The sequence below is a fragment of the Flavobacterium sp. 5 genome (genome assembly GCF_002813295.1).
Classification (GTDB): domain Bacteria; phylum Bacteroidota; class Bacteroidia; order Flavobacteriales; family Flavobacteriaceae; genus Flavobacterium.
This window is the reverse complement of record NZ_PHUE01000001.1, coordinates 3,417,949-3,440,535: the sequence shown is the minus strand read 5'-3', so window position 1 is coordinate 3,440,535 and position 22,587 is coordinate 3,417,949. Positions and strand designations below refer to the sequence as shown.

The 22,587-nt window shown below is 32.1% G+C and carries 25 protein-coding genes; 10 read left to right on the top strand and 15 right to left on the bottom strand.

Annotation, left to right across the window (positions count from 1 at the left end):
• Nucleotides 1-260 precede the first annotated feature (260 nt).
• The 11 genes from ftsY to CLU82_RS14345 form a co-directional block, all read right to left on the bottom strand.
• A complete protein-coding gene (gene ftsY / locus CLU82_RS14395; protein WP_100843729.1) occupies nucleotides 261-1,241 on the bottom strand; it encodes a signal recognition particle-docking protein FtsY in 981 nt (326 codons plus the stop codon).
• 184 nt (nucleotides 1,242-1,425) lie between these two features.
• Entirely contained in the window at nucleotides 1,426-1,578 is a 153-nt protein-coding gene (locus CLU82_RS14390) for a DUF4295 domain-containing protein (RefSeq protein ID WP_100843728.1), read from the bottom strand.
• A 45-nt stretch (nucleotides 1,579-1,623) separates the two neighbouring features.
• A complete protein-coding gene (gene rpmG, locus CLU82_RS14385; protein WP_007805817.1) occupies nucleotides 1,624-1,806 on the bottom strand; it encodes a 50S ribosomal protein L33 in 183 nt (60 codons plus the stop codon).
• Between the two features lie 27 nt (nucleotides 1,807-1,833).
• On the bottom strand, nucleotides 1,834-2,070 hold the full coding sequence (rpmB, locus tag CLU82_RS14380) for a 50S ribosomal protein L28 (RefSeq protein ID WP_024980263.1): 237 nt from the start codon (nucleotides 2,068-2,070) through the stop codon (nucleotides 1,834-1,836).
• Between the two features lie 72 nt (nucleotides 2,071-2,142).
• A complete protein-coding gene (locus tag CLU82_RS14375) occupies nucleotides 2,143-3,396 on the bottom strand; it encodes a competence/damage-inducible protein A (protein WP_100843727.1) in 1,254 nt (417 codons plus the stop codon).
• 119 nt (nucleotides 3,397-3,515) lie between these two features.
• Entirely contained in the window at nucleotides 3,516-3,860 is a 345-nt protein-coding gene (locus tag CLU82_RS14370; RefSeq protein WP_100843726.1) for an Hpt domain-containing protein, read from the bottom strand.
• Nucleotides 3,860-4,471, bottom strand: coding sequence for a fumarylacetoacetate hydrolase family protein (locus CLU82_RS14365; RefSeq protein ID WP_100843725.1), 612 nt, complete (start codon nucleotides 4,469-4,471; stop codon nucleotides 3,860-3,862). The genes CLU82_RS14370 and CLU82_RS14365 overlap by 1 nt, the downstream gene beginning before the upstream one ends.
• 95 nt (nucleotides 4,472-4,566) lie before the next feature.
• Complete coding sequence (locus CLU82_RS14360; RefSeq protein WP_100843724.1) at nucleotides 4,567-5,337, bottom strand: 3'-5' exonuclease; 771 nt, start codon at nucleotides 5,335-5,337, stop codon at nucleotides 4,567-4,569.
• Nucleotides 5,338-5,470: 133 nt separating this feature from the next.
• Nucleotides 5,471-6,787, bottom strand: coding sequence for a dihydrolipoamide acetyltransferase family protein (locus CLU82_RS14355; RefSeq protein ID WP_100843723.1), 1,317 nt, complete (start codon nucleotides 6,785-6,787; stop codon nucleotides 5,471-5,473).
• An 82-nt stretch (nucleotides 6,788-6,869) separates the two neighbouring features.
• Nucleotides 6,870-8,033: a glycosyltransferase family 2 protein gene (locus CLU82_RS14350; RefSeq protein WP_100843722.1), complete on the bottom strand. Its 1,164-nt coding sequence runs from the start codon at nucleotides 8,031-8,033 to the stop codon at nucleotides 6,870-6,872.
• 84 nt (nucleotides 8,034-8,117) lie between these two features.
• Nucleotides 8,118-9,311 (bottom strand): BamA/TamA family outer membrane protein, encoded by a 1,194-nt coding sequence (locus tag CLU82_RS14345; protein WP_232735253.1) that lies wholly within the window; start codon nucleotides 9,309-9,311, stop codon nucleotides 8,118-8,120.
• Between the two features lie 178 nt (nucleotides 9,312-9,489).
• On the opposite strand from CLU82_RS14345, the gene CLU82_RS14340 reads away from it, so the two are divergent.
• The 5 genes from CLU82_RS14340 to CLU82_RS14320 all read left to right on the top strand — a co-directional run bounded on the left by CLU82_RS14340 (nucleotide 9,490) and on the right by CLU82_RS14320 (nucleotide 14,621).
• Nucleotides 9,490-10,443 carry a hypothetical protein gene (locus tag CLU82_RS14340; RefSeq protein ID WP_100843721.1) on the top strand — a complete coding sequence of 318 codons (954 nt, stop codon included), beginning with the start codon at nucleotides 9,490-9,492 and terminating at the stop codon, nucleotides 10,441-10,443.
• A gap of 81 nt (nucleotides 10,444-10,524) precedes the next feature.
• Nucleotides 10,525-12,387: an ABC-F family ATP-binding cassette domain-containing protein gene (locus CLU82_RS14335; protein WP_100843720.1), complete on the top strand. Its 1,863-nt coding sequence runs from the start codon at nucleotides 10,525-10,527 to the stop codon at nucleotides 12,385-12,387.
• Nucleotides 12,388-12,548: 161 nt separating this feature from the next.
• Nucleotides 12,549-13,661, top strand: coding sequence for a protein kinase family protein (locus tag CLU82_RS14330; protein WP_100843719.1), 1,113 nt, complete (start codon nucleotides 12,549-12,551; stop codon nucleotides 13,659-13,661).
• A gap of 188 nt (nucleotides 13,662-13,849) precedes the next feature.
• A complete protein-coding gene (locus CLU82_RS14325) occupies nucleotides 13,850-14,155 on the top strand; it encodes a DUF1801 domain-containing protein (RefSeq protein ID WP_232735252.1) in 306 nt (101 codons plus the stop codon).
• A gap of 37 nt (nucleotides 14,156-14,192) precedes the next feature.
• Complete coding sequence (locus CLU82_RS14320; protein WP_100843718.1) at nucleotides 14,193-14,621, top strand: nuclear transport factor 2 family protein; 429 nt, start codon at nucleotides 14,193-14,195, stop codon at nucleotides 14,619-14,621.
• Between the two features lie 204 nt (nucleotides 14,622-14,825).
• On the opposite strand, the gene CLU82_RS14315 is transcribed toward CLU82_RS14320, so the two are convergent.
• The 4 genes from CLU82_RS14315 to CLU82_RS14300 all read right to left on the bottom strand — a co-directional run bounded on the left by CLU82_RS14315 (nucleotide 14,826) and on the right by CLU82_RS14300 (nucleotide 18,634).
• Nucleotides 14,826-15,224 carry a response regulator gene (locus CLU82_RS14315; protein ID WP_100843717.1) on the bottom strand — a complete coding sequence of 133 codons (399 nt, stop codon included), beginning with the start codon at nucleotides 15,222-15,224 and terminating at the stop codon, nucleotides 14,826-14,828.
• Nucleotides 15,221-16,300 (bottom strand): ATP-binding protein, encoded by a 1,080-nt coding sequence (locus CLU82_RS14310; protein WP_100843716.1) that lies wholly within the window; start codon nucleotides 16,298-16,300, stop codon nucleotides 15,221-15,223. The genes CLU82_RS14315 and CLU82_RS14310 overlap by 4 nt, the downstream gene beginning before the upstream one ends.
• Nucleotides 16,301-16,688: 388 nt before the next feature.
• Nucleotides 16,689-16,916: a CDGSH iron-sulfur domain-containing protein gene (locus CLU82_RS14305; RefSeq protein WP_100843715.1), complete on the bottom strand. Its 228-nt coding sequence runs from the start codon at nucleotides 16,914-16,916 to the stop codon at nucleotides 16,689-16,691.
• A gap of 167 nt (nucleotides 16,917-17,083) precedes the next feature.
• A complete protein-coding gene (locus tag CLU82_RS14300; protein WP_100843714.1) occupies nucleotides 17,084-18,634 on the bottom strand; it encodes an SDR family NAD(P)-dependent oxidoreductase in 1,551 nt (516 codons plus the stop codon).
• Nucleotides 18,635-18,895: 261 nt separating this feature from the next.
• Here CLU82_RS14300 and CLU82_RS14295 point away from each other — a divergent pair, with 261 nt between their 5' ends.
• From CLU82_RS14295 to CLU82_RS14275, 5 genes are all read left to right on the top strand, one after another.
• Nucleotides 18,896-19,675, top strand: coding sequence for an O-methyltransferase (locus CLU82_RS14295; protein WP_100843713.1), 780 nt, complete (start codon nucleotides 18,896-18,898; stop codon nucleotides 19,673-19,675).
• 31 nt (nucleotides 19,676-19,706) lie between these two features.
• Nucleotides 19,707-20,333, top strand: a complete 627-nt coding sequence (locus CLU82_RS14290; protein WP_100843712.1) for a carbonic anhydrase — start codon at nucleotides 19,707-19,709, stop codon at nucleotides 20,331-20,333.
• A 505-nt stretch (nucleotides 20,334-20,838) separates the two neighbouring features.
• Nucleotides 20,839-21,525, top strand: coding sequence for an ABC transporter ATP-binding protein (locus tag CLU82_RS14285; RefSeq protein WP_100843711.1), 687 nt, complete (start codon nucleotides 20,839-20,841; stop codon nucleotides 21,523-21,525).
• 62 nt (nucleotides 21,526-21,587) lie between these two features.
• Nucleotides 21,588-22,157 carry a cob(I)yrinic acid a,c-diamide adenosyltransferase gene (locus CLU82_RS14280; protein ID WP_100843710.1) on the top strand — a complete coding sequence of 190 codons (570 nt, stop codon included), beginning with the start codon at nucleotides 21,588-21,590 and terminating at the stop codon, nucleotides 22,155-22,157.
• A 179-nt stretch (nucleotides 22,158-22,336) separates the two neighbouring features.
• Nucleotides 22,337-22,558 (top strand): DUF2795 domain-containing protein, encoded by a 222-nt coding sequence (locus tag CLU82_RS14275; protein WP_007138072.1) that lies wholly within the window; start codon nucleotides 22,337-22,339, stop codon nucleotides 22,556-22,558.
• The last annotated feature ends 29 nt before the right edge of the window (nucleotides 22,559-22,587 follow it).

Sequence of the window (22,587 nt, the reverse complement as noted above, 5' to 3'; positions counted from 1 at the left end):
ATCAAATGTTACTATCAATAAACAAAAAGAGTCCAATAAATTGGACTCTTTTGTTTTTTTATATCTGAATATTACTTTTGTCTTTGATTTATCCTTCTCATCAATCCTAAAAAGAAAAAAACCAAGCCAACAATCAATAATGCATAATAAACACTACTATTAATTTCTCTACTAACATTTGCCAAGACAAAAGCAGCAATACTTATAAAGTAAAAAAATATGGGTTTTGCATTTTTAAAGAAAGAAAAATCCATACTCTATTATTTAAAGAAACTATCTACGAATTCATATTTATTAAAAACCTGTAAATCTTCAATTCCCTCCCCTACACCAATGTATTTTACAGGAATCTGAAATTGATCTGAAATACCAATAACAACACCGCCTTTGGCAGTACCATCCAATTTAGTAACAGCAAGTGAAGTAACTTCTGTAGCCGCTGTAAATTGCTTGGCTTGTTCAAAAGCATTTTGACCTGTAGAACCATCCAAAACTAGCATTACATCGTGCGGTGCATCACCAACCACTTTTTGCATTACTCGTTTCACTTTAGAAAGTTCATTCATCAAGTTGATTTTATTATGCAAACGACCTGCTGTATCAATAATAACAATATCTGCATTTTGAGCAACTGCAGATTGCAAGGTATCAAAAGCTACTGATGCTGGATCACTCCCCATTTCTTGTCGAACAATAGGTACGCCAACTCTGTCTGCCCAAATTTGCAATTGGTCAATTGCTGCCGCACGAAAAGTATCTGCTGCACCCAAAACCACTTTATGACCAGCTTTCTTAAATTGATAGGCTAGTTTCCCGATTGTTGTTGTTTTACCAACTCCATTTACTCCAACAACCATCAAAACATATGGCTTGGTATTTATTGGAATCACAAATTCAGTAGCCTCACCAGTATTAGTTTCAGATAATAAACCTGCAATTTCATCTCTCAAAATCTGATTGAGTTCATCAGTCCCAAGATATTTATCTGCTTCTACACGTTTTTCAATTCGAGTAATAATTTTCAGAGTTGTATTAACCCCGACATCCGAAGAAACAAGAATTTCTTCTAAATTATCCAGAACATCATCATCTACTTTTGACTTTCCAGCAACTGCTTTAGTTAATTTGGAAAAGAAAGTATCTTTTGTTTTCTCTAGACCTTTATCTAATGATTGTTTAGCTTGTTCACTAAGTCCAGAGTCTTTTTTCTCTGAAGAAAATATTTTTTTAAAAAAGCTCATCTAAAATAGAGTTTTACGATTTGGAATTTACATTTGTCAACTTAAAGAAGGAAAATCAATTAAAAACAATGTGATTTGTATTTAATAGCAGCCTCAAAAAAGGCTTTTTCTTTTGAGATGTAAATATAGAAAATAAAAAAGCTACTTCCGAAAGAAAGTAGCTTATCTATAAAATGTAATATGATTATTTCTTTTTCAAGAATTCATCAACTTCTTCAGGAGCCATAATAGATTCAACGAATGTATATGCGCCAGTTATTGGAGATTTCACCATTTTGATGGCTTTTGATAATCTCTTAGAAGATGTTTGTAACGATGCTACGGTTTTCTTTGCCATGATTCAATGTTTTATAAAACTTTTACTTAAAGTAAAAATTTCTAATTACTTAATTTCTTTATGAACAGTTACTCTTTTCAAGATTGGATTAAATTTTTTAATCTCTAATCTGTCTGGAGTATTTTTTTTGTTCTTAGTAGTTATATATCTTGAAGTACCTGCAACACCAGTAGTTTTGTGCTCAGTACATTCTAAAATTACCTGGATTCTATTTCCTTTCTTTGCCATCTTGCTATTTTTTTATTTTGGAAAAGATTATTTAATAAATCCTTCTGACTGCGCTTTTTTCAAAACTGCAGCGATTCCATTTTTATTAATTGTTTTTATCGTAGATGCTGCTACTCTAAGAGTAATCCATCTATCTTCTTCTGGAAGATAAAAACGCTTTTTAACTAAGTTTACAGAAAATTTTCTCTTAGTTTTGTTCATAGCGTGAGAAACGTTATTTCCTACCATCGCTCTTTTACCTGTAAGGTCACAAACTCTTGACATTATACTTATCTTTTATCGTTATTCAAAATCAGGGTGCAAAGAAAAGAAAAATAAACCTATAAACCAAAAAAATTATAGCTCTTTTTTAGAAATTTCTTTCAACAACATATCAACACCTTTAAGTACAGCTCTATCTATCACTTTTTCACGTGGTTGACCAAAATTAAACATTTCTACTAGAACTTCATTTGGAGTAGCTAATGCAATAAAAACCGTTCCAACATCGGCATCAGACTCTCCTTTAGACGGTCCTGCATTACCCGTTACAGCAATCGCATAATCTGTTTTTAGTAATGTTTTCACATTCAAAGCCATAGCTGTAGCAACTTCAGCACTCACAACACTATATTCTTCTATTAAACTCTTTGAAACACTCAATACATTTTGCTTTACTTCCGTTGAATAAGCAACAACACTCCCTTTAAAATATTTAGAAGCTCCAGGAACCGAACTTAACAATTGAGCAATACCTCCTCCTGTACAACTTTCGGCAGTAGAAATGGTTCTCTTTTGCTGTGTTAAGATTTTACCCACAACCGTTTCAAGAGTTTCATCATCTTCAAAACCTACAATAATATCCCCTATTATTTCTGTCAAAGACACAACATTGTCCTCAATAGCTTTTTCTAATAATTCCTTATCAGTTCCTCTAGCCGAAAGTCGCAACCTTACTCTTCCAGGTGCAGGTAAATATGCTAGTTTTATAAATTCAGGCAAATTATCTTCCCAACCTTCAATTTGTTCCGCTACTGCACTTTCTCCTCGACCGTAAGTAAGTATCGTTTTATGAAGAATATATGGACGTTGATAATCTCGAACTACTTTAGGGATAATTTCATTTTCAATCAAATATTTCATTTCAAAAGGCACTCCAGGAAGTGACACAAAAACGGTATTTTCCTTTTTCATCCACAATCCTGGTGCCGTACCCACTTGATTATGAAGCACAGTACATTTTGAAGGAACTAGCGCCTGATCTTTATTAATTTGAGTAATAGCTCGTTTATAAAAGCCTTCTATCAATTCTGTCACATGAGCAAGAACCACAGTATCAACAATTAACTCATCTTCAAAATAATCACAGAATGTTTTCTTAGTAATATCATCCTTAGTTGGACCCAATCCTCCAGTAATAATAACAATATCAACTTTATTCTGAAGCTTTGAAAATGTATTTAAGATATGCTCTCGAGAATCACTTACTGACAGCATTTCATAAACCTCAACACCAATTCTATCTAATGATTTGGCTATAAAACCTGAATTCGTATCTACAATCTGACCAATTAGAATCTCATCACCAATCGTAACTATGGCTGCTTTCATATTTTAATACTGTATTTAAATAAAAAAATAAAAATCCAACTGCTGTTACTTATACAACTGTTAGATTTTTATATATGTGTGTTTTTTAAATAATTTTAAAGAAAACTAAAAACAATAGACTAAAGATCAAAATCTTTTCTTAGCTCTTTAATAGCATCCTTAACTTGCGATTTAACACTTTTATAAGTTTCTATTATTTCTTTCTTTTTACCTTCAGTTTTAGTCCAAGCTTCTATTTGCAAAATTTCCTCAAATGCAACATTCAAACCAAGTAAATCTAATGTTGGCTTCAATTTGTGTGCAAATGCGTAGGTATGCTTATAATCTTTCTTTTTAATTCCTTCTCCTATTTGCGACAAATCATCAGGAACCTCGGTAACAAATAAATTCAAAATTTCATTTACAAATTCTGGGTCATTATCTGAAAGTGCGTACACTTTTGCCAAGTTGTATTTTATAGCCATTATTTTACTTGTATTCTAAATAGTTTTTGTCCTTCTAAAAATCCTTCTAAAACATCATCTGATTTTACCGCAGCAACTCCTTCTGGTGTTCCTGTAAAAATAATATCTCCAATTTTTAATGTAAAAAACTGAGAAACATAAGAAACCAGTTCATCGATATTCCATAACATTTTGTTAGAATTCCCTTCTTGCACAGTAATATTATTGTTCTTCAATTCAAAAGTAACATTTTCTAACGAAACAAATTGACTTTTAGGCAAAAATTCTCCAATCACTGCCGAACCATCAAATGCTTTAGCTTTTTCCCAAGGCAGTCCTTTTTCTTTCAATTTAGCTTGTAAGTCTCTAGCAGTAAAATCAATTCCAATACTAATTTCATCATAATATTTATGAGCAAACTTAGGCTCTATGTATTTCCCTACTTTACTTATTTTAACAATAAGTTCAATTTCGTGATGAATATCCTCTGAAAATTCAGGAATTACAAAAGGATGTTGTTTTAATAAAATAGCAGAATCTGGTTTCAAAAAAACAACAGGCTCCAAAGGTCTTTCGTTTTTTAATTCTTCAATATGACTGGCATAATTTCTGCCTATACAAATTATTTTCATTTTTTTCTCAAAGTTACTGAGTTACCGAGTTACTAAGCTACTGAAAAATTAAGTCAAAAAAACTTAGAATCTCAGAAAATTAGAGTCTTAGAAACTTATTTTGTATTTAACTTTCTCAATTTAATTGCTGTTAAAACTTTCTTCGTATATAAAGGAAAGTCTGCATTTTGAATCCAACTATAATAACCTGGTTCAGTTTCAAGAATCTTACCCACTTTGACACCTTTGTGCTTCCCGAAAGTAAAAATCTCTTCATTATCTGCATCAAAAGCAATCATTCCTGCAAAGTCAGCTATTTTTTTTCTAGTCGTAAACTCAGACAACGATTTCATATCATTTTCCAACTCAGGATAACGATCCAATTGCGCCATAAGAATTTCATAGGTCGCCATTGTATCCGCTTCAGCAGAATGTGCATTTTCTAACCCTTTTCCACAGTAAAATTTCAAAGCAGCACTTAAGGTACGCTCTTCCATTTTATGAAAAATAGTTTGTACATCTACAGAAACTCTGTTCTTCATATCAAAATCAACTCCAGCACGCAATAACTCTTCAGCCAATAATGGTATATCAAAACGATCTGAATTAAATCCAGCCAAATCACTGTCCTTAATCATATTATATACTTGAGGAGCCAATTCATTAAAAGTAGGTTCTTTTGCTACTTTCTCATCACTTATTCCATGAATAGCAGTAGAGGAAGGCGGTATTGCAATCGTTGGATTTACCAACCACGTTTTACTTTCTTTATTGCCATTCGGGAAAACTTTAAAAACTGATATTTCTACGATTCTATCTTTTCCAATATCGATTCCTGTTGTTTCAAGATCGAAAAAACAAATTGGTTTATTGAGTTTGAGTTCCATTTTTTGTATTTAATTGCACAAATATAAAAATTTGGGCTTGATTTTATTTTAAAGTCAACATTAAAAATTCTAAATAACAAGAAACCCGACATTTTATAAATCAATGTCGGGTTTATTTTTATTTAATATCAATTTAATAATCTCTATTTACATCAAATGCTTCAAGATATTCAGCTACACGTTTTACGAAAGCACCTCCTAAAGCACCATCAACAACACGATGATCATAACTATGCGATAAGAACATTCTTTGACGAATTCCAATAAAATCTCCTTCAGGTGTTTCAATAACCGCTGGCACTTTACGAATAGCACCAAGAGCTAATATTCCAACTTGCGGCTGATTGATAATTGGCGTTCCAAAAACACTTCCAAACGTTCCAACATTTGTAACGGTATAAGTTCCTCCTTGAGTATCGTCTGGTTTTAGTTTACCTATTTTAGCGCGGTTCCCTAAATCATTTACTGCTTTAGCCATACCAACCAAGTTTAATTGATCTGCGTTTTTAATCACCGGAACAATTAAATTTCCATTAGGCAAAGCAGCAGCCATCCCTAAGTTAATATCTTTTTTCTTTATGATAAAATCTCCTTGTACTGATATATTCATACCTGGATAATCTTTCAACGCTTTTGCAACTGCTTCCATAAAAATTGGAGTGTAAGTTAATTTCTCACCTTCTCTTTTTTCAAAAGCATTTTTTACTTTATCTCTCCACTTTACAATATTAGTTACATCTACTTCGATAAACGATTGAACGTGTGCCGAAGTTTGAACCGAAGCCACCATATAACCAGAAATCAGCTTGCGCATTCTGTCCATTTCTATAATCTCATCTCCTCCATTTACAGAAACTGGAGAAACAGCTTGCACTGGACTACTCTTAACCAAATCCACTTTTACAGCTTCAACAGTTTTTACTGGTGTACTAACAACAGCTAATGGTTGGGTTCCTCTATTTTTTATATAATTTAAAATATCATCTTTAGTAATACGTCCGTCTTTTCCAGAACCAGCAATACTTTCTAACTCTGCTAAGGAAATTCCTTCTTCTTTTGCTATGTTTTTTACTAATGGAGAAAAGAATTTATCACTCTCTAAAAAACTAATCGGAGCAGCAACAGATTCTTTAACCGTTTCAATTGTCTTTTCAATTTCCTCAACAGCAGCAACTGAAATATCCTGAACTGGCGCCTCAATATTACCTCCTTCAGTTTCAATAATAGCAATAGTTTCACCTACTTGAACCAAATCATCTTTACCAAATAATTTTTCGATAAGAATACCAGAAACCTCAGATGGAACCTCTGAATCAACTTTATCAGTGGCAATTTCCAAAACAGCTTCATCCGCTTCTATTCTGTCGCCAACTTCTTTTAACCAATTTGTAATAGTTGCTTCCGCAACGCTTTCTCCCATTTTTGGAAGCTTTAATTCAAATCTTGCCATATTGTTAATCTAAAAGGTGATTCTGATTTTAATTTTGCGAAATTAATAAATATTTTAAATATAAATTATTTTAAATGTAATTTTATTTCACTTTTACAATTTCTCCTCTATCATTAGGGGAATCACTTCCAATACTAAAGTTGGTGCCTTTTGGTATTATTCTAAAGACAATCCCTTTATTTCTATATCTTTCGTGAATCTCTATACATTTTTTGAAGGATACAAATTCATTATCTAAAATAATCTGTAACCCGTTTCTTATTGAATTTGACTGCAAATTTACCTCTTTTTCTTCTCTCCAATCGAGAAAATCAACCTTTTTTTGGACAAGTGATGTTATTATTTTAACTAATGTTTCAGAGGCTGATACCAGTAAATAATTTTCAGGGATAATTTTGGTTTTAGGTCGTCCCTGAATTCTTTTTATCAGAGAAAAAAACACTATTCCAATTTTCATAAATACAGAAAAAAGAAAGGAAACCTGAAAATGTTTTTTATAAAAAAACTCCATAGCTTCCTGAAATCGTTTCATATAAACAGCATCTTTATTTGTGCTTTCTCCTTTATAATGTATGACGGTTGTTTCATGAAAATAATAATTTCGTTTCCCCATTTGCAATATCATATATGACAAATCAATATCATCTGAATACATAAAACAATCTTCATCAAAACCTCCTACAGCTTCATACAGTTCTTTTTTTAAAAACATAAAAGCTCCAACCAATATTTCGACTGTACCTGTTTCATTTTCACTAATATGTTGCGCGTAATATTTTTTAAAAAGATTTGATTTTGGGAATAACTTATACAGACCAATAATCTTAGTAAAGGCAACCCAAGGCGTTGGAATTCCCCTTTTGCTTTCGGGAAGAAAATTACCCGTCCCATCTATGAGTTTTACACCAATAATTCCTAAGTCTTTTTTGTTTTTAGCAAATGCTAACACTTTTTCAAAAGTATCTTCTGCTACAACTGTATCTGGATTTAAAATACAAATATAGTCTCCTTTGGCCTGAGCAACTCCAATATTATTCCCTTTTGAAAAACCAAAATTTTGATTATTTTGAATAAGTATAACATTCGGAAAACGTGCTTTTATCATCTCACAACTTTCATCTGTAGAATTATTATCTACCACAATGATTTCAGAATCTATGCTTTCTAAAGCGTTTTCCACGCTTAGCACACAGAGTTCTAAAAAACATCGAACATTGTAATTTAAAATAATAACCGATAATTGCATGCTTCAAAGGTATATTTTTAAGTGGTAAAGTCACAAAATTCAACGTGAGAAAGTCGGGCAGAAAAAACACTCCAAATGAAGGGATTAAAAATTTTCTGAAAGTGCCACTCTAAAAGTCCAATCATCTTTGCTTATACCGTAATCTAATGCTAGATTACTATTATTCTTTCTATTAAATTTTATTCTCAATCCAGTCCCTATAGCAGGTGTCCAATTGGTAAATCTATAGGTATCTAAATCTGATACAGAGGAAATATTTCCATAAAAAACGGCACCAAGAAAACCGTTTTTGGTAATATCTGTACGGTATTCGGTTTCCAAATACAATAACGAATTACTTCTGTAGCGGTTGCGGGTAAATCCTCTACCTGTTTTACCATAACGATCCCAACCTATGCTTGGCAAATCCAGATAATGAGGTTTCCCATCGAAAACAGCCCAGTAAAAAATTCTAGTTGCCAATACTTTATGCCGTGTATCACTAAAAGAATGATATTTTCTCGCATCAATATAAATGGATTGCCACTTCGTATCACTTCCAAAAATACTGGAATTGATACGATAATCAGCTTCAAAATAATAGCCCTGATCCGGATTCAAAATATTTTTCCGGGAATCATACAAAGCCTGAAAAGCAATTCCTGAAGAAAGCTCGTTAGTGTAATCTCCTTCTTGGTATTTCGCAAAATCAGTAGGAACATCTATTTCAGAATCCTCAGAAATACTTCCATATTTATCTAATTGAAACCCTAATCCTAAACGAAAATCTCCTTTTATTTTTCGACTAATAAATTGATAAAATCGAATTTGTTGATAATCTACTTCCGATTGTGGATTCTTGGAACTATTCCCTCCTAAACCGTAAGTAAACTGAGGATAAATCATAAACCTGTAGTCACCAATAAAATTATATTTATTATCCTTAGTATAAATATAGGATTGTATAGGAAAAGAGTACTGACCAGTAAAACTAGTGGTGGGCGTAAAATAAACTTCCGACATTTTGGTAGTTTCATAATTATGATCCAAGTAGAAAGTTGTTACAAATGAAACAACTAATCCACCTTCAGAACTCTTCATGTCGGGTGCAGGAATTAACGAAAAAGCAATTTTACTTTGATCTTCTTTTTTCTTAACACTGTCAGGACTTATAAAAATACTTTCCAAAATTTGCTTCATATCTACATCATCACTTTTTAAATCTATTTTCTGCGAGAACGAAGAAAATGAAGAAATAAGTATAAAAAATAGAAGTAAATTATGTTTAATGAAATCCATAAGTTTTATTTGGATTGTAGAAAAGTATTTTTTTTAACAATCCAAATATAAGAAAAAATCAATACTTCATTACCCCTCCAAAGACAACAAAATCAAAAATAGAAAGCTATCAAAGGTTATTCTATACTATTAGCTATTTATTTAATATCTTGCTTTTAATTTCTATTAAACCATTATAATGTTCAATTTTTTGATTCTTTTTTTTCTGTTCATAACCTCTTCTTATAACCAAACTTCGGGCTGTACAGACCGTCTCGCCTCCAATTACAATCCAAAAGCAACTAAAAACAATTGTAAATGTTGGTATGCTTCTGCAAAAGTAAAACCAAAGTACACCGCAAAACTTAGTGATTCATTAATAAGGACTTCGGGCTTGACTCCTTTTGATGGCTTACTGTGGACTCACAATGATCACTTTGACTCTGAATTTTATGGGTTGGATTTAAAGGGAGAAATCAAGAAAAAAATAACCCTGAAAAAATTAAAATACACCGATTGGGAAGAGATTACACAAGATAGTAGTTATATCTACATTGGTGATTTTGGCAACAATAATCTAGGCAACAGAAAAGATTTAAGAATATTAAGAATTCAAAAAAAGACATTTTACACTACCAATCCCGAAATTGATACTATCTCTTTTTCGTATCCTACTCAAAACGATTTCTCTATTAAAAAAGCCAATACAACCGATTTTGATTGTGAGGCATTTGTAGTGTTACATGATAGTATTTTTTTGTTTACCAAACAATGGACTTCCCAAAAATCTACTGTTTATTCTTTGCCAAAAACACCAGGCAAATATAATGCTCATCTCAAAGAAATACTGGATGTACAAGGATTAATAACGGGCGCAACTACATTACCTACACAAAAAGGTATTGTTTTGTGTGGGTACTCTAAATTCCTTCAACCTTTTGTCGTCTTACTGTATGACTATCAAAACAATGATTTTGGAACAGGCAACAGGCGTAAAATTAAAATAGCACTCCCATTTCATCAAATCGAAGCAATCACAACCGAAGACGGCAAATTATTTTACCTCACCAATGAAACAACGTTGAAGAAACCTTTTGTAAACACACCACAACAATTTCATACGATCGATTTGAGTCCTTATTTAAAACCATAAAATCAGTATCATCCTTGTGCCATTTCAATATTGGATAGCAACTTCCGTTTTAAAAACTTACTTTTGCAAAAAATTACACTCGTGAATTACCTTTCAGTAGAAAATATATCAAAATCTTTTGGGGAACGAACTCTCTTCAAAGACATCTCTTTTGGAATCAACAAAGACCAAAAAATTGCCTTCATTGCCAAAAATGGTTCGGGTAAAACCACTATTATGAGTATCATCAATGGTTTGGACGAGCCAGATACAGGACAAGTTATTTTACGCAAAAGTATCAGAATGGCATTTTTGTCTCAAGACAATAATTTGCAAGAGGAACTTACAATTGAAGAAAGTATTTTTGCTTCGGATAATGAGACTTTAAAAATCATTGAAGCATACGAAAAAGCATTAGAAAATCCCGAAGACGAAGAAGCCTACCAAAAAGCTTTTGACGGAATGGATCGTCATAATGCGTGGGATTTTGAAACGCAATACAAACAGATTTTGTTCAAACTGAAATTGGAAGATTTCAAACTGAAAGTTAAAAACCTTTCGGGTGGACAAAAGAAACGTTTGTCATTGGCGATTATCCTGATTAACCGTCCTGATTTATTGATTCTGGATGAGCCTACCAATCACCTGGATTTAGAGATGATTGAATGGTTGGAAAGTTATTTTGCTAAAGAAAACATTACGTTGTTTATGGTTACGCACGACCGTTTCTTTCTGGAACGTGTTTGTAATGAAATCATCGAATTGGACAACGGAAAAATTTACCAATACAAAGGAAATTACTCTTATTATTTAGAGAAAAAAGAAGAACGTATTGCTTCTGAAAATGCAAGTGTAGACAAAGCCCAAAACTTGTTTGTAAAAGAATTAGAATGGATGCGTCGTCAGCCGAAAGCGAGAACAACTAAGTCTAAATCACGTCAGGATGATTTTTATGACATTAAAGAAAAAGCACAAAGCCGAAGAAAAGAAAACAAGGTAGAACTTGAAATTAATATGGAGCGTATGGGAAGCAAGATTATTGAGCTTCACAAAATCTCTAAGAAATTCAAGGACCATGTAATTTTGGATAATTTCAGTTATGATTTTCAACGTGGTGAACGTATTGGAATTATTGGTAAAAACGGAACTGGAAAATCTACTTTCCTAAACCTTCTTACTGGTGCTTTACCTTTAGATCACGGAAAAGTAGTCGTTGGTGACACCATCAAAATTGGATATTACACTCAAAGCGGAATCAACCCAAAACCGGGACAACGCGTTATTGATATTATTAAGGAATACGGAGAATTTATTCCGTTGTCTAAAGGACGTATGATTTCGGCTTCCCAATTGTTGGAGCGTTTTCTTTTTGATGCCAAAAAACAATACGATTTTGTAGAAAAACTAAGTGGTGGTGAATTGAAACGTTTGTATTTATGTACCGTTTTGATTCAGAATCCTAACTTCTTGATTCTCGATGAGCCTACCAATGACTTGGATATTGTGACTTTGAACGTCTTGGAAAGTTTTCTTTTGGATTACCCAGGCTGTTTGGTTGTTGTATCGCACGACCGTTATTTCATGGATAAAATTGTAGATCAGCTATTCGTTTTTAGAGGACAAGGTGAAATTGAAACTTTTCCTGGTAATTACTCTGATTTTAGAGCCTATGAAGACAGTAACGATGTTGCTCAAAAAGAAGACAATAAAACGGAGAAGAAAGAGTGGAAACAAAATAATCCAACTGGAAATTTGACTTTTAACGAGCAAAAAGAATTTCAGAAAATCGAGAAAGAAATCAAGGATTTAGAACTAGACAAAACTAAAATTGAACAGTTATTTGCCGATGGAAAAGTAGCTGATGCTGATATTGAAAAGAAAGCCAAAGAACTCGAAAACCTTATCAAGAAAATAGAAGCCAAAGAAGAACGCTGGTTTGAACTTTCTGCTAAGATGGAAGGATAAAACTTCGTTTATACTATTACAATCCCCAATGCTTTTAAGTTTAAAAGTATTGGGGATTTTGTTTTTTAGGTGTTTAATCATTTATATTTGATAATCATTAAGAATGATATTTGCCAGGCATATAAAACGTTAGCTATAATTTCCCTTAACAATTCACAACTATGAATCAAAATGACCCAATAGTATTTTTAAAAACTAAAGATTTTAAATTCATTAAAGAAATTGGACAGGGTGGAACAGGAAGAACGATCTTAATGAAAGACGAAGCTATAGACGAGATATTTGTGTGTAAAAAATATTCACCTTATAACGAAGATGATAAAGGCTTATATTACGACTATTTTAAAGATGAAATAAAAATCCTTTATAAAACAAATCACGCTAATATTGTTCGTGTTTTCAACTATTATCTTTATCCTGAAGAAACAACAGGTTTTATAATAATGGAGTACATTGATGGGAAACAAATTGATAAATATCTAAATGAAAATCCAGATCATTTAGAAGATATATTTCTACAAACAATAGAAGGATTTAAACATTTAGAAGAAAAAGAAATTTTACATCGAGATATAAGACCAAATAATATTCTCATAACAGAAAGTGGTATTGTGAAAATCATTGATTTTGGGTTTGGAAAACAGGTAGATGCAAACACCGTTAACAAAAGTATTACGTTGAATTGGAGATTCTCTATACCGAAAGATTTTGAGGAGGAAATTTATAATCATAAAACCGACATTTACTTCATAGGTAAACTATTTGAAGAAATTATTTCACAGATAGGAAATGTAAATTTTAAATATTCCCATATTTTAAAAAAAATGATTGCAATTAATTACAATAAAAGAATCAATTCATTTTTTGATATATATAGAGATATGCTGAATGACCAATCCATCGATATTCAATTTACCATTGGCGAAAAAAATATTTATCAAAATTTCGCTAACGATTTTATAAAAATATTTACAACAATTGAAGATAATCTAACCTATGAAACTAGCCTTGATAAGATAATAAGAAATCTCGAAGAATTAAATAAGAATTCTATGTTAGAAAATATCATTCAAGACAATGCGAAGTTGACACGAATATTTTTAATTGGCAAGTATAGTTACTTCAAAACAAAAGAAATAAAAGTTACATATGTTAGCGCATTTTTAGATTTATTAAAAAAATCTACTGAGGATAAAAGAAAAATTATATTAAATAATTTATGGATACGATTTGATTCTATTCAAAGATTTAAAGATGATGATTTACCATTTTAAAACTACAGCTAAATCTGTTTGATAAAATTTAAAAACAAACTAAGCCACTCTCCTAATTTTATATTTAAATGAACATAGAGAACAAATCACAGTGTACATTAACAGTCAGTCAGAATCGAAACGCAACGAGATGCAAACATTACACGAAGTCATTCTACATATTAATGCCAGCATGTAAATTATGATTCTTGAATGGTAAAAACAGTGAAAATAAAGTTGTTTCGAACCCTAATATAGGATATGGATTATACACCATACAATATGCGGATGGGAAAACCAAAGAGTTTTATCAAATTGGTTTAAGTGCAAACACAACCGGAATTTCTATCTATATACTTGGCCTTAAAGACAAAACTTACTTATCTCAAACCTTTGGAAAAAAAATAGGCAAGGCAAGCGTGAGCGGGTATTGTATCAAGTTCAAAACGCTAAAAGATATAAACATCAATATCCTTAAAGAGGCCATACGATATGGGGCCGAGCAAGAACTGTAATTAACAATTTATAAATAATCATTAAACAATAAAACTCATGACTGAACAACATCCAAACCTTGCCATCATTGCACAGTTCTTTGATGCTTATGGCAAAAATGACTTGAACGGTATACGTCAAGTTATTGATGAAAATGTAAAATGGACAATTCCAGGACACCATCCTTTGAGCGGAACTAAAATTGGCGTGGATGAAGTCCTCGCATTCTTCTCTCATTTAGGTAAATCAGATTTTAAAGCTGACCCAATTGTTTTAGGGGTTAACGACGACTATGTTGTGGACTGTCATCGTGGCTGGAGCAACAGAGAAGACGGAAATAATATTGATATCCTCTGGTGCTTACTTTGGAAAATTGAAAACGGAAAAATTACAGAGGTTGTAAACTTTGCCGCTGATCAACACGAAGCAGATCGTTTTTTCTATAAAGCATATCAGCTAAAACCAATTCAAGACAGAGTAGTTTAGCTCCAAAATAATATTAATCGTGTATTTGTTACAGACAATTTACATCAAAAAACCAACAGTGTAACTGTTGGTTTTTATAGTAATACACCTATTTAAAAGCAAAAACTACAACAGAACAAACTCTATTGTAGTTTTTTTAATTTAAAAAATCAGACAGAAAATCTTTAAAAGTTTTTCCTTTTATTTTTTACATTCTATTTCAAATTATAAATTCTTTATCATCTCCACTAGTTTATCCTTAGTCATTGGTTTTATAATGAAATCAGAAACTTCATTGATAGCCGTAGCACGACTAATATCATCAGGAGAAATTGAGGATGAGCAGATATAAATTACAATCTTTTTTCCAATTACTGGATTGATTTTAACATATTCCTCAAGAAACTGCCATCCATCCATTATTGGCATACTTAAGTCCAGAAGAATAATATCTGGCAATGCATCAACATTATTTAAATTTTCTTTGAGAAAAACCAGAGCATCCAAGCCATTTTCAAAAATCTTGATGAGATCTATAAGCTTACTTTTTTCAATCATTTTGGTCGTAAGAAAAACAAAAACTTCATCGTCGTCTACTAATGTAAGTTGCTTGATAGCTGTCATAAATTTTGATTATTAAATTCAACAAAAAAAGTACTACCCATATCTGGCTGGCTTTCCACCCATATCTTCCCCCCCATGGATTCGACTTGGGTCTTCGTCATAAAAAGTCCAAATCCTTTTGCATCAGGATGTTTGTGGAATGTTTTTCGAATTTTAAAAAGATTATTTTTGTGCAAATCTATATCAATTCCTAGTCCATTATCACAAATCGAAAGTAATACTGTATCATTAACTTTTCTGGATTTTATTTTAATATTTGGCTTTCGCTGGGGTGATTTATATTTCAATGCATTGCTCATTAAATTGGTAATAATGCTTTCAAAATATTTATTAGGGAAATAAATTATTGGGGCATCAATGACATCAAGCTCAATATTTGCATCATATTCCTTGATTTGTGTATCAAAGCAAATAAGTACTTTATCTAAGCAATCTTCTAAACAATTTCTATCTGTAATTATTCCTGTTTCCTGTTGAATTTGGATAGATTCAACCAATTCGTTAAAAATTTCCATCAGATGGTTTACTACAGGTTTTATTTTGGAATGCACTATTTGTCGCTCATCTTCGTCAGTGCTTTGATCAATATAATCAACTAACATTGAAATATTAATTAAGGGTGCTCTTAAATTGTGTGAAACTATATTGCAGAAATCAATTAGCTGGGTATTTTTATACTTTAAGGCTGAAGAATATTTAATCAAATCCTCCTCGGCCTTTTTCCTTAATGTTATATCAGAGCGTATTGCAACATACTGATATGGCTTATTATCTTTATCTAAAAAAGGAACGATTGTTGTATCAACCCAATATATAGTACCGTCTTTCGCCTTATTTTTGAGTTCTCCCTTCCATATTTTTCCATTCGCAATAGTTATCCATAAATCTCGGATAAATTCCTTTGGGTGAAAACTGGAATTAATGATCCTATGGTCCATCCCGATTAATTCTTCCCTGCTATATTTTGAAATCTTACAAAAATTATCGTTGGCATGTATAATTATTCCCTTTGGATCCGTAATAGCAACAATTGCTGACTCGTCAAGGGCATATTTATAATCGTCAAGCTCTTTCATAATTAGTTTTTAAATTATTATGTCTATAAAAAATTACGCCAAATATCTTCTAATAAAATCCCTTATTAGCTTAAAAAAAAACTAAAAATCAACTATTTATAAGCTAACCTGATTATTAAATTATGAATGAATCTGACTTGACAATATAGAAGTAACACAATCATTTACAGTGCAATTTACCACAAAAAGAAATACATTTCATACATCTTGATATTTTAATTCATTAAATATTTTGAATACTCAAATACATTAAGTGCTTCTATTACATTTATAAAAAATGAAAACATAACAACAGTTATATAAAATAGAAAATCCCGACCACTTAACGCAATCGGGAAATTAATCTTAAATATCAACCCATTTTAAAAGGTTCAAATTTTAAAAAACGTTACTTCGTTTTCATAGGAGGCAAATCAAATGCCTTTGCATCGTGTTCAAAACCATTACGGTGAGAACCGTCGCAAAATGGCTTGTTTGATGATAATCCGCAACGACAAAGCCCTAAAGCTAATCGTCCTTCCAGACCATAAACAGTACCCTCGCTGTCTGTTATTTCAAAATCACCTTCTATTTTTATAGAACCATTTTTATTAATTGTTAGTTTCGTCTTGTTCATAATCTTATTTGTTTTTTTTGAGCCCAAAGATTACAAAATTAAAATTTGAAATCTTAATTACTGTAATGTCTTTTTTACCTGAAAAGGGTAATTAAGAATAATTCTGTTTTAGTAATAATGAACAACAAAAATATAAGTAATTTACACTTTTCATTTAAAAAAAATCACTACCAAGCAATCGGATTGTAATCTTTCAAAAACTTACCACACCAGTGTTTCCCTGTATTAATACCATCAAACAAAGGATCCATAACTCGTGCAGCTCCATCAACAATATCAAGTGGTGGCTGAAAATCTTGTTCTTCCTGTTTTCTTTTGGCTAATTCTGCAGGATCTTCATCGGTTACCCATCCTGTATCTACGGCATTCATAAAAATTCCATCTTTAGCTAAAGTTCCTGCAGCAGTATGCGTAAGCATATTCAGAGCAGCTTTCGCCATATTGGTATGCGGATGACGGTCTTCCTTGAAATCACGGTAAAACTTCCCTTCCATCGCCGAAACATTGATGATGTGTTTTTTACCAGTATTGTCTTTTTTCATCACTTCCGAAAGACGGTTACACAACACAAAAGGAGCAACCGAATTCACCAGTTGCACTTCAATCATTTCGGTAGTTTCAATCTGTCCTAATTTCAATCTCCAACTGTTTACTTTTCGCAAATCTACTTGTTGCAAGTCGGCATCGAGCTCTCCTTCTGGAAAAACTTCTTGCGCGACCAACGTATTATCAAAAGAATATGGTATTTGAGATAATTTGGCCGAAGCCCTTAGACCAATTCCTGGTTCTGGTCCGTGCCAAGTCACTGGCATATTTTGATTGGATGAAGCGCCAATTGTTAGCACTTTTAATTCATCCAAACAATTGGTATGATCGAGTAATAACTCTTGCGCTTGCTGAGGTAAAGACGCTATTGAACGTTCTTCGTTTTCCATCAAATGCGTATAAAAGCCTGCAGGACGTCTCACCGTTTGCGCTGCATTATTAATTAGAATATCCAATCGACCGTATTTTTGTTCTATAAAATTGCAGAAAATTTCCACACTCGGAATATGTCTCAAATCCAATCCGTGAATTTTCAGACGATGTCCCCATTCCATAAAATCGTCTTCCTTTGAAAAACGCAAAGCCGAATCTACAGGGAAACGCGTCGTAGCAATTACTGTAGCGCCTCCACGCAAAAGCATCAAAGTAATATGGTAGCCAATTTTTAGTCGAGAACCTGTAATGACAGCAATTTGTCCTTTTACATCTGCCGTTTGAAAACGTTTGGCATAATTAAAATCGCCACAATCAGAACACATCGTATCATAAAAATGATGCATTTTGGTAAACTCCGTTTTGCACACATAACACTTTCTGGGTGTTTCGAGTTCTAATTGTTCTTTATTAGCAAGATCATTCATCGCTAATAATTTTGGTGCAACAAAAATGCTTGCTTCACGAGCCGAACGAATACCTGTTTCTTTGCGAGCCGTTCTGTCTTTCTTTTCCTGTTTGCGTTTGGCAACTGCTTTTCCGTCTTTTTTTCTTCGAACTAACTCATCACGATCTGGGCGTGCAAATTGCCCAGCTGCTTTAATTAAAGCCGTTCTTTGTTCTTTGGGTATTTCAAAAATCTGATCTGTATCAGTAGTCAATTCGCTCAAAATAGCAATGCACTGGTTTATTGCTTCCAATGTTATTGCGCTCTTAGTTTCAATCACTTCCTTCATCATTATAAAAAATTCATTGCTTTTTTTGGGATAAATTCCAAGGGCGCAAATATAGTTTTAAAACATCAATTGATGCTAATTAAAAACATATTTAGAAAAGCAAAACACAGATTTCACAAATAAGCACAGATTGTTTTATAGATTTAATTTGTGAAATCTGTGTATATTTTTTTTAATTTGTGTCAATTCGTGAAATTCGTGTTTATTTTAAAAATCTCTGAGTATCTTCGCTTTTTCTTAGTGAACCTTTGCGTAATAGACTCTATGCTTTTTCAAATCAAATCCTATATAAAATTCCTTTGGCATTCTAAAAATGAACATGCTGTACATTCCCCATTTGTCTTTACTTTATTGACAAAATGTTTTTATGATAAAAAAATCAAACCGGAATACACTATTTTAAAGAATTACCGAAACAGACTTTTACAAAACAAAAACACCATTGAGATTACTGATTTTGGTGCTGGTTCACGAGTTTTTAAATCCAATACCAGACAAATTGCTAAGATTGCTAAAGCAGCGGGTATTTCTACTAAACGAGCTCAATTATTATACCGAATCGTTAATTATTTCCAGCCTGATACTATATTAGAAATTGGAACTTCACTTGGACTTGCCACTTCTGCCCTATCATTAGGAAATCCAAAAGCTTCGATTACGACTTTGGAAGGTTGTCCGAATACAATGAATCAATGTCAATTGCAACTAAAAAAGTTCAATATCAATAATGTAGAATGTGTAGTTACTGAATTTAGTAGTTATTTTCAAAACCAACAACTTTCAACTTTCAACTTTCAACTAATTTATTTCGACGGCAACCATTCCAAAAAAGCTACATTAGATTATTTCGAATTATTATTACCTACAATTACCAATGAAACGGTATGGATTTTTGATGATATTCACTGGTCTGCCGACATGGAAGAAGCTTGGGAAATCATTAGAAATCACTCAAAAGTTACGGTAAGCATTGATACTTTTCAATGGGGATTGGTATTCTTTAGATATGAACAACCCAAACAGCATTTTATAATACGAACTTAGATTTATACCTTTAAATTCAAAAAACTACTTCATGGATATCAAACAAATTTTTGAAAACAATCAAAATTGGATTGCCAAACAACTCAAAATAGACGAAGATTATTTTAAAAAACTTTCTGACGGACAATCACCAGAGTTCCTTTATATTGGCTGTTCAGATAGTCGTGTTTCTGCCGAAGAGCTTATGGGTATAGAACCTGGAAAAGTATTTGTACATCGCAATATTGCTAATATGGTTCCAAATACGGATCTGAACTCTATGTCGGTTATCAATTATGCAGTAGTACATTTAAAAGTAAATCACATTGTTGTTTGTGGTCATTATGGCTGTGGTGGTGTTCATGCCGCTATGCAGCAATCGGATTTAGGAATATTAAATCCGTGGCTAAGAAACATTCGTGACGTTTACAGGATTCACCGCAAAACTCTAGATGCAATTACCAGTGAAGATGAAAAATATAAAAAACTCGTAGAATTGAACGTGCAGGAACAATGCATCAATGTCATTAAAACTGCCGAAGTTCAAAAAGCATACAGAGAACGAGATTTAAAAGTATATGGATGGGTTTTTGATCTTCACAGTGGAAAATTAATTGATTTGGATATCAACTTTACGGAGATATTAAAAGACATCACTCAGATTTACAAAATATCATAATTTACAATTCTAAATTAAAGAGTTTAAAAATTCTAAACAAAAAAAGACAGCCACCCCCATGACTGTCTTTTTGTTTAAATAACCTAAACTTAACCCTATAACTAAGATTTCAATTATGCAAACAGTCAAGAAAAGACTGAAAGCTATTATCTATCAAAAAAAGTTTAGTTCTTATTAACTAACCAATAAAATCTAAAACTTTTATAAGGCAAATTTACTCTATAAAAACCAAAATGTTTTAAAAATAATCGTTAAAAATACCATAAAATCGATAAAATACATATTTTATTAATTTTAACACATATTTAAATACAAAAAAAATAATTTAAAATTCAATAATAAACAATCCAGTAATATCAATTTTTATACCAAAATCTACTACACAATTTGATAATATCCATTCAAATGAATTGTAACAAAAAACCATGAATTACTACTTATGGTATATTAAAAAGTCTTTTGTACTTTTAAAAACAAAATCAACAATCTGCAATCCAAAATTCTGATGAAAAACCCACTTATAAAAATTACAAATATCAAAAGAGATTTTGTACTAGGAAACGAAATCGTTTATGTACTAAAAGGCATTGATTTAGAAATTAATAAAGGGGAATATGTTGCATTAATGGGACCATCAGGATCAGGTAAATCTACATTAATGAATTTGTTGGGTTGCTTAGATACCCCAACATCGGGTACTTATATTTTGAATGGTAAGAATGTAAGTCACATGAAAGATGACGAATTAGCCGAAATTCGAAACAAAGAAATTGGATTTGTTTTTCAAACATTCAATCTTTTACCTAGAACAACTGCTTTAGATAATGTAGCATTGCCAATGATTTATGCTGGGTATTCCAAATCAGAACGTACTGTACGTGCCACCGAAGTTCTCAGTCAAGTAAATCTTGGCGACAGAATGGATCACCAGCCTAATCAGCTTTCAGGAGGACAGCGCCAACGTGTGGCCATTGCTAGAGCATTAGTAAACAAACCTTCTATTATACTTGCGGATGAGCCAACAGGAAATCTGGACAGTAAAACCTCTCTAGAAATCATGAAACTTTTTGGTGATATTCATGCAAACGGAAACACTGTAATACTTGTAACTCACGAAGAAGAAATTGCGGCTTATGCGCACAGAGTTATTCGTTTGAGAGATGGGATAATCGAAAGTGACACTACAAAATAATTTGTGATTGTAAATTTTAGATTGAATATTAATCTAAAATCAGAATTCTAAAATCAAAAAAAATGAAAGTATATACAAAAACTGGAGATGGAGGAACTACCGCCCTTTTTGGTGGAACTCGTGTACCAAAAGATCATGCACGAATAGAAAGTTATGGAACTATAGACGAATTGAATTCTTACATTGGACTTATTCGTGACCAAGAGATAAACAATCACTATAAAGAAATTCTTATTGAAATTCAAGATAGATTATTTACTATTGGTGCTATTCTAGCTACTCCTCCCGAAAAAGAAGTGATGAAAAACGGTGAACTTCGATTAAAAAAACTAGGAATAACCGAAATTGATATCGAATTATTAGAAAATGAAATAGATGCTATGGAAGAAAAATTGCCACCAATGACTCATTTTGTTTTACCTGGAGGGCATCAAACAGTGTCATATTGTCATATTACAAGATGTATTTGTCGCCGTGCAGAGCGCTTAGCAGTGCATTTGAGTCATAATGAACCTGTTGCTGAAATAGCTATTAAATACCTAAACCGACTTTCTGACTACCTTTTTGTATTGGCACGAAAGTTGTCACTTGATTTAAACGCTGAAGAAGTAAAATGGATACCTAGAAAATAGTGTCCTTTTTAAATTTTAAACAGCTAATTTACAGAGATCATTTTTAGTAAGATACTTCATTCTGAAAATGATTATGAAGCACGAAAAACAAACGTTCTTAACTTTATAAAAAATAAATCGTTTTTTACTTGTCTTTTTCAGTAAAAAATTTATTTTTGCACAAAACTAAATCGATAGATATGTATTGGACATTAGAATTAGCATCATATTTAAGCGATGCACCGTGGCCTGCTAACAAAGACGAACTTATTGACTACGCTATTAGAGCAGGAGCTCCATTAGAAGTGGTAGAAAACCTTCAATCAATAGAAGATGAAGGCGAGATATATGAATCAATGGAAGAAATTTGGCCAGATTATCCAACAGACGAAGATTATCTTTGGAACGAGGATGAATATTAAAAAGTAAACCAAGAAAAAGTCTCAAAAGA

Excerpts from the sequence above, each read along its gene's own strand:
- CLU82_RS14300 (WP_100843714.1), bottom strand. The coding sequence starts at position 18,634 with ATGATGAAGGAAGTGATTGAAACTAAGAGCGCAATAACATTGGAAGCA.
- CLU82_RS14320 (WP_100843718.1), top strand. The coding sequence starts at position 14,193 with ATGACTGAACAACATCCAAACCTTGCCATCATTGCACAGTTCTTTGAT.
- CLU82_RS14355 (WP_100843723.1), bottom strand. The coding sequence starts at position 6,787 with ATGGCAAGATTTGAATTAAAGCTTCCAAAAATGGGAGAAAGCGTTGCG.
- CLU82_RS14290 (WP_100843712.1), top strand. The coding sequence starts at position 19,707 with ATGGATATCAAACAAATTTTTGAAAACAATCAAAATTGGATTGCCAAA.
- CLU82_RS14330 (WP_100843719.1), top strand. The coding sequence starts at position 12,549 with ATGAATCAAAATGACCCAATAGTATTTTTAAAAACTAAAGATTTTAAA.
- CLU82_RS14285 (WP_100843711.1), top strand. The coding sequence starts at position 20,839 with ATGAAAAACCCACTTATAAAAATTACAAATATCAAAAGAGATTTTGTA.
- CLU82_RS14310 (WP_100843716.1), bottom strand. The coding sequence starts at position 16,300 with ATGAAAGAGCTTGACGATTATAAATATGCCCTTGACGAGTCAGCAATT.
- CLU82_RS14390 (WP_100843728.1), bottom strand. The coding sequence starts at position 1,578 with ATGGCAAAGAAAACCGTAGCATCGTTACAAACATCTTCTAAGAGATTA.
- CLU82_RS14305 (WP_100843715.1), bottom strand. The coding sequence starts at position 16,916 with ATGAACAAGACGAAACTAACAATTAATAAAAATGGTTCTATAAAAATA.
- CLU82_RS14280 (WP_100843710.1), top strand. The coding sequence starts at position 21,588 with ATGAAAGTATATACAAAAACTGGAGATGGAGGAACTACCGCCCTTTTT.
- CLU82_RS14350 (WP_100843722.1), bottom strand. The coding sequence starts at position 8,033 with ATGCAATTATCGGTTATTATTTTAAATTACAATGTTCGATGTTTTTTA.
- ftsY (WP_100843729.1), bottom strand. The coding sequence starts at position 1,241 with ATGAGCTTTTTTAAAAAAATATTTTCTTCAGAGAAAAAAGACTCTGGA.
- CLU82_RS14365 (WP_100843725.1), bottom strand. The coding sequence starts at position 4,471 with ATGAAAATAATTTGTATAGGCAGAAATTATGCCAGTCATATTGAAGAA.
- CLU82_RS14315 (WP_100843717.1), bottom strand. The coding sequence starts at position 15,224 with ATGACAGCTATCAAGCAACTTACATTAGTAGACGACGATGAAGTTTTT.
- CLU82_RS14295 (WP_100843713.1), top strand. The coding sequence starts at position 18,896 with ATGCTTTTTCAAATCAAATCCTATATAAAATTCCTTTGGCATTCTAAA.
- CLU82_RS14370 (WP_100843726.1), bottom strand. The coding sequence starts at position 3,860 with ATGGCTATAAAATACAACTTGGCAAAAGTGTACGCACTTTCAGATAAT.
- CLU82_RS14360 (WP_100843724.1), bottom strand. The coding sequence starts at position 5,337 with ATGGAACTCAAACTCAATAAACCAATTTGTTTTTTCGATCTTGAAACA.
- CLU82_RS14340 (WP_100843721.1), top strand. The coding sequence starts at position 9,490 with ATGTTCAATTTTTTGATTCTTTTTTTTCTGTTCATAACCTCTTCTTAT.
- CLU82_RS14345 (WP_232735253.1), bottom strand. The coding sequence starts at position 9,311 with ATGGATTTCATTAAACATAATTTACTTCTATTTTTTATACTTATTTCT.
- CLU82_RS14275 (WP_007138072.1), top strand. The coding sequence starts at position 22,337 with ATGTATTGGACATTAGAATTAGCATCATATTTAAGCGATGCACCGTGG.
- rpmG (WP_007805817.1), bottom strand. The coding sequence starts at position 1,806 with ATGGCAAAGAAAGGAAATAGAATCCAGGTAATTTTAGAATGTACTGAG.
- rpmB (WP_024980263.1), bottom strand. The coding sequence starts at position 2,070 with ATGTCAAGAGTTTGTGACCTTACAGGTAAAAGAGCGATGGTAGGAAAT.
- CLU82_RS14375 (WP_100843727.1), bottom strand. The coding sequence starts at position 3,396 with ATGAAAGCAGCCATAGTTACGATTGGTGATGAGATTCTAATTGGTCAG.